The 6699-nt window shown below is 75.2% G+C and carries 1 protein-coding gene and 1 pseudogene; both read left to right on the top strand.

The features are described from left to right. A pseudogene (locus ACZ597_RS35470) lies at positions 1-369 on the top strand (acyltransferase domain-containing protein); the annotation flags it as partial. After that, a partial coding sequence (locus ACZ597_RS35475; RefSeq protein WP_471339565.1) for an SDR family NAD(P)-dependent oxidoreductase occupies positions 366-6699 on the top strand: 6334 nt, incomplete at its 3' end. The pseudogene ACZ597_RS35470 and the gene ACZ597_RS35475, both read left to right, overlap by 4 nt.

The following is a 6699-nucleotide window of genomic DNA, read 5'->3' on the forward strand; positions in this document are numbered from 1 at the left end:
GTGCAGACGCTCGGCACCCTGGGTGCGGGTGCGGTGTGGGAGATCGGTTCCCATCCGCAGCTGACTGCGCTCGCGCGGGCTTCGTGGGGTGAGGCACAGCCGGTGTGGCTGAGCACCCTGCGCCGCGACCGTGTCGACCAGGCCGAGCTGCACGCGGCCCTGGCCGCGTACGTGAACGGGACCCCCGCCGATCTGGACTGGCCGGGTCTGCACACCGGCAAGGGACAGCGCACGATCACCCTCCCCACCTACCCCTTCCAACGGCAGGAGCTGGTGGCGCCCGCCGCCCGCCCCACCGCCACCACGACGAGTCCCGTCAGTCACCCGCTGTTCGACCGTCACTACGAGTACCGGAGCGAGGGACAGTGACGTACCCGGCCGAGACCTACGAGAAGACGTTCACGGGCCAGGAGCCCTTCATCGCCCAGCACCGCTCCGCCGGTACCGGGCTCCTGCCCGCCGCCGTGCAACTGGAAATGGCCATGCTGGGGGTCGCCCGGCGCAGCCCGTTCGCACCGCTGGAGCTCACCGACGTGACCTTCCTGCGGCCCCTCACCATCGGCGAGGACGCGGCGGCACCCGTCCGGCTCGACGTGACCTTCGGGCCGCGGACCCGCTTCGAACTGAGCACCGTCGTGGCAGGCGAGCGCAAACCGCTGTCCACCGGCACCGGCCGGCTGCTCCCGGCCGACGCCCAGGCCCCGCCCGCCGGCACGGACACGCAGCCGACCGGCGCACGGACCCTCGCCCCGGCCCGGCTGTACGACAGCTGGGCCCGCGAGGGCCTCCAGTACGGGCCCGACTTCCGCACCGTCCGCGAGCTCACCGTCGGGGACGGCGGCACGGTCCGGGCCACCCTGCGCTCCGACGCCGAACCCGTGCCCTGGTACGCACACCCGCTCCTGGTGGACGGGGTGTTCCAGGTCGTCAGCTGTGCGCTCCAGGACCTCACGGGATCCGACGGCCCCCACCCCATGCTGCCGATCGGCCTCGCCCGCCTCCGGGTCCTCACCGACCTCTCGGCGCTGTCGTCCGGTGTGACCGTCCTGGTGCGCCGCACCGGCGTCGACGGTGCGTACGCCACTGCCGACGCGACCGTGCTGGGGCCCTCGAACGAGATCGCCGCGGAGTTCCAAGGGCTCCGGATGCGGCGGACGGCCGCCGTCACGCGGCCGACCGCCGCCGCGGCTCCGGCACGGTCCGTCGCGCTGCCCATCAGCCGGATCGTCTGGCGTCCCGCACCGGAAGACGCCGCTGTCCCGCCCGAGCCGCTGACCGGTACCTGGGTGGTGCTGCACGACGGCGGTCCCGACGGGCTGGGCGCGCGCGCCGCCGGGCGGTTACGAGCCGGGGGCGCCCGCGTGGTGGAGGCCGGCACCCGCCCCTCCGCGCCGCCGCAGCACGACCGTGACCGGCTGACGCTGGCGCAGCCCGACGAGGAGGCGTTCCGGCGGCTCTGGGAGGAGGTCGGGGACCCGGTCGCGGGTGTCGTGCACCTCTGGAACGCCGACGACGCGGCAGACGGCGCCCGGAGCGAGGAGACGGAGCTCCGCGTCGGCCTCCACGCATGCCTGGCCGCCCTGCGGACCCTCGGCGAGCGGCAGCGCAAGTCCCGCTTCCTCGTGGTGACCCGGGACGGGCAGCCGGTCGCGGACGGAGACCGGCCGGTGCCCGCGCGTGCCGCCCTGTGGGGGCTCCTCCGCACGGGCGCCATCGAGTACCCGGGCCTGCGCCCGCGCCTCGTGGACATCGACCGGTCCTCCGACGGCGGGCTCACCGCACTCCTGGCGGAACTCGGCGACGGCGCCGGACCGACCGAGACCGGCTACCGGGAGGGAGTCCGTCGGGTACCCGTCCGGGTCCGCGACCGGTCGGCACACGCCGCGCCCCGGCCCGGGCCGGGGCCGATCAGGCAGGGTGGCCGCTACCTCGTCCTCGGCGGGCACGGGGGTCTGGGCCTGGAGGTCGCCGCCCGGTTCGCACGCGAGGGTGCCGGCGTCGTCGCGCTGGTCAGCCGCTCCGGAGCGGCAGCCGCCGGCGAGGACCCGACCGCCGCGATCCGCGCGTACGGATGCGAGGTCGTCTCCTACCGGGCCGACGTCACCACCCCCGGCTCCCTGGCGGCCGTGGTGGACCGGATGCGGACGGAGTTCGGCGAGCTGCACGGAGTGGTCCACGCGGCCGGCACGCTCAAGGACGGGCTCATCCGCAGCGCCACCGGAGAGGACATCGCCGCGGTGATGCGGCCCAAGGCCGACGGGGTTCGCGAGCTGGCCGCCGCGGTGGCCGGGCAGGACCTGGACTTCGCCGTGCTGTTCGCGTCGGTCTCCGGCACGTTCGGCAACCTCGGCCAGGGCGGGTACGCCGCGGCCAACGCCTACCTCGACGCCTTCGCCCATGCGTACGGCTCGCCGTGGCTGAGCGTCGACTGGGGCCTGTGGGGCGAGGTCGGCATGGGCACGGCCGTCGCCGAGCAGCTGAGGCGGCGCGGTGTCCGGCCCCTCGGCACCGAAGAGGGGCTGGACGCCCTGATGGCGGTACTGGGATCGGCGGAGGACCCCCGCCAGGTGGTCGTCGCCCACCCGGACGCCGGCGACGTGGTCATCGCGCTCGACGACGAGGAGCCGGCCAGGGCCGCGCTGGAGGAGCCGGCGGACGATCCCGGAACGCCTTCCGCCGTACGGGAACCGGCAGCCCAGGCCGTGGAGGCCTTGGCGGCCGGCGCGGGCGCCGCGGAAGGTGTCGCCGACGCGCTGGAGCGGTTCCTCGCCGAGCGGCTCGGCCTCGCCTCCTTCGACCGCCACACCCCGCTGTCGGACTACGGCCTGAGCGCGAGCTCGATCATGAGCGTCGAGCTGTCGGAGGAACTGTCGCGCAGGTGGGGGATCCACCTCCCGGCGACCCTCTTCCTGGAGTACGGCGAGTTCGCCGAGCTGGTCCAGGCCCTGGCCGACCGCTACGGCGCGGCCGTCGCGGTCGCGGCACCGGAGCCCGACGGGCCCGCCCTCGCCTCCGACCCCGTCCGTGCGTCCGAGCCGCTCCCGGCGGCCTCCCCGGACCACCCGCGTCCGACGCCGCGCCGGCAGCCGGCGACTGCCGGCCGCGACGCGGACGTCGCGATCGTCGCAGTCTCCGGTGACCTGCCGGGCGCGGTCGGCGGTGCGGCCGGGCTGTGGCCGCTGCTCCGCTCCGGCGAGCACGCGTTCACCGAGGTCCCGGCAGAGCGCTGGGACATCGACGCCCACTTCGAGCCGCGCGGCCCCAGGATGACGGGCACCTACTGCCGGTCCGGCGCCTTCGTCGCCGGCACCGACCGCTTCGACCCGTCCTTCTTCGGCATCTCGGTACGCGAGGCCGAGGACATGGACGTGCAGCAGAAACTGCTGCTGGAACACGCCTGGACGGTCCGGGACGACAGCGGTCTCGCGGACCGCCGTGACATCGGCGTCTTCGTCGGCGCCACCTACACCCACCACCGCGACACGCAGGGACTGGAGACCGTCGGCCCGCACACCGCGCTCGGCTCCATGAACGCGGTACTGGCCAACCGGATCTCGTACGCCCTGGACCTGACCGGTCCCTCGCAGACCGTCGACACCCTGTGCTCGTCCTCCCTGGTCGCCGTCCAGCAGGCGGTCGCCGCGCTGCGCGCGGGCCACTGCGGCGCCGCCATCGTGGCGGCCTGCCAAGTCGGGCTGACCCCGTGGTACTACCGCAGCCTGAGCCAGCTCGGCGCACTGTCGGAAAGCCTGCCCCGGCCCTTCGACGAGCGGGCGGACGGATTCCTCCCCGGCGAGGGCGCGCTGGCCGTGATGCTGAAGCCCCTGGCGGACGCGGAGCGGGACGGCGACCGGATCTGGGGCGTCGTCCGCGGCACCGCCGTCAACCACGGTGGCCGGGGCAGCGCCCTGCCGGTGCCCCGCAGCGAAGCCCAGGCCGCGGTGGTCCGGGCCGCCCTGGACGACGCCGGCCTGGCCCCGGCGGACATCTCCCTGATCGAGACGCACGGCACCGCGACCCGGCTCGGCGACCCGATCGAGATCGCCGCGCTGACCGAGGTGTTCGGCAGCGACCCGGACCGTGGCGGGCCGTGCCACATCGGCACGGTCAAGGGCAACATCGGGCACCTGGAACCCGCGGCCGGACTCGCCGGACTGCTGAAGGTGCTGCTGTGCCTGCGGCACCGCGAGATCCCGCCCGTCGCCGGCTTCGAGACGCCCAGCAGCCACCTGGACCTGTCCGCCGGGCCGTTCGTGATCCCGGCCGAGCCCCGGCCGTGGACCTCGGAGGGGCCGCGCCGGGCGGGCGTCAGCTCCTTCGGCATGGGCGGCACCAACGCGCACGTCGTCGTGGAGGAGTACCTCGGGGAGCCCCGGTACGGGGAGGCCGTGGAGCAGGATCCCCGCACGACCGCCGCCCCGCCGGACGAGTACCTGCTGGTCCTTTCCGGTCACACCCCGGACGCCCTGCTCCGGCGCATGGAGGACGTCCGGCCGCTGCTGCGGGGCACAGCGGACGACCTGGCCGGGCTGTGCCGCTCCGCTGCGGTCGGAAGGGACCACCGGGCGCACCGCGTCGCGGTCCTGGGGGCCACGGCCGACGAGCTGCGCACCGGACTGGTACGGGCGCTGGACCTGGCGGACCGGGCACCCGGCACCGTCGTCCGCGGCGGAACGGTGCTCGACAGGGCCTCGACGGGGCTCGGCGATCCGGCCTTCCGCTACGTCGGCGGCGGGTCCGTCGACTGGGCCGCGGTGTACCCGGGCCCGCCGGCGCGCCGCCGCGTCCTGCCGCCCTACCCGTTCGGGCAGGCCCCTCAGGCCGTGACTCCGCAGGCCCTGACTGCGCAGGCCGCGCAGGACGTGGCGGAGGACGTGGCCGCGGCCGTGCGGCGGCTCACGGCCGCCCACCGGGTGCTGGGCGAGGACACCGTGCCGGGGGCGCTGCCCCTCGCCCTCGGCCTGCGGTCGAGCGGGGTCCTGACCGGGATCGCCTTCACCGGCCGGGGGACCGGAACCCATCCCCTCACCAGCGACCTGGGCGACCCCGCCCGCACCGGCCCGGCCGCCTTCCGGCACGCCGGCCGGGTCATCGCCCGGCTCACCACGGCCGGCACCCCGACCGGACCCGTGCCCGGCACCGCGGACCTGGACGCCGTACGGTCCGGACTCCGCCGCACGCTGGAACCGGACGGCCTCTACGCCTGGTTCGCGGCGAAGGGGATGGAGCTCGCCGCCCCGCTGCGGTCCATCACCGAGGTGGTGTACGGGCCGGGCCGGGTGCTCGCGCGGATCGGCCTCCCCGCCGACAGCCCGCTGGAGGCGGAGGCGGTGGCGATGGACGCAGCCCTCCAGGCCATGGCCGTCCTCACCCTGGCGGATCCCGCCTCCCCCTCGGCGACGTACCTGCCGGTCTCCGTCGGCCGGGCGACCCGCTGGGCGGACCCGGCGCGCACCGCGTTCGTCCTCCTCGAAGGCACGGAGCCCGGAAGCGACGGCACACGGCGCGGTGACGCGACCCTGTTCGCCGCCGACGGGCGGGTGCTGGTCCGGCTCGACGAGATCGAGTACCGGGCGGTGACGGTGACCCGGAACGACCCGGCCCCCTCCGCTCACACCCCCGTTACCGCCCACCGCACTCCGCGGACCGCGGCGTCGGAGGCGGCCGTCATCGCGGTGATGCGCGCCGTCCTGCACGACCCGGGTGTCACCGCGACCACCTCACTGTCCGCCGCGGGTCTCGACTCCATGCTGGCGACGGCCGTCGCGGACGAGGTCGAGGAGAAGTACGGGGTGCGGATCGGCCCGATGGACGTCCTGGACGCCGCGGACTGCCGGACGCTCGCCGCACACGTCGCCGGGCTCGCGGCCGACGGGGTGTTCGGGCCGGAAACGGCCCGCGAAACGGCCCCCGCACAGGTCGCGGCTCCCACGACCGCCGCGGTACCCGCCGCGGTCGCCGACACCGCGGCCCCCGAGGACATGGCGGTCATCGGCCTGGCCCTGGCGCTTCCCGGAGCCCCGGACCCGGAACGGTTCTGGTCGCTCCTCGCCGGCTCGGGCGAGGAGATCCGCCCGGCTCCGCCCCACCGCTGGGGCCGGTACGCCGACGGTGCCGAGCCCGACGTGGGCGGATTCCTCGACAACGTGGAGGAGTTCGACGCCCGGTTCTTCGACTTCTTCCCCAAGCAGGCGGAGGTCCTCGACCCGCAGGTCCGCTGGCTGCTCCGCACGACCTGGGAGGCGCTGGAGTCGGCGGGCCTGCCGCCGAGGCAACTGGCCCCCGCCACCGGCGTGTTCGTGGGCGCCAGCTACCAGCACTACAAGGACTTCAACATCGCGTCCGAGCTGGACGCCCCCAGCGGTCTGGGCAACCACAACGCCTTCCTGGCCAACCGGGTGAGCTGGTTCCTGGACCTGCACGGGCCGAGCATGACGATCGACACGTTGTGCTCCTCGTCGTTGGTGGCCCTGCACACCGCGGTGCGCAGCATCCGCGACGGCGAGTGCGAACAGGCCGTCGTCGCCGGAGTCCGGGTCGCCATGTCCCCGCTGCACTACGTCGCGATGCGGAACCTGCGGGCGCTGTCCCCGTCGGGTGCTTCCCGGCCGTTCGATGCGGGGGCGGATGGTTTCGTGCCGGGTGAGGGTGTGGTGACGGTGGTGGTGAAGCCGTTGCGGGACGCCTTGCGGGACGGTG

Source organism: Streptomyces sp. NPDC040718, from assembly GCF_055593565.1.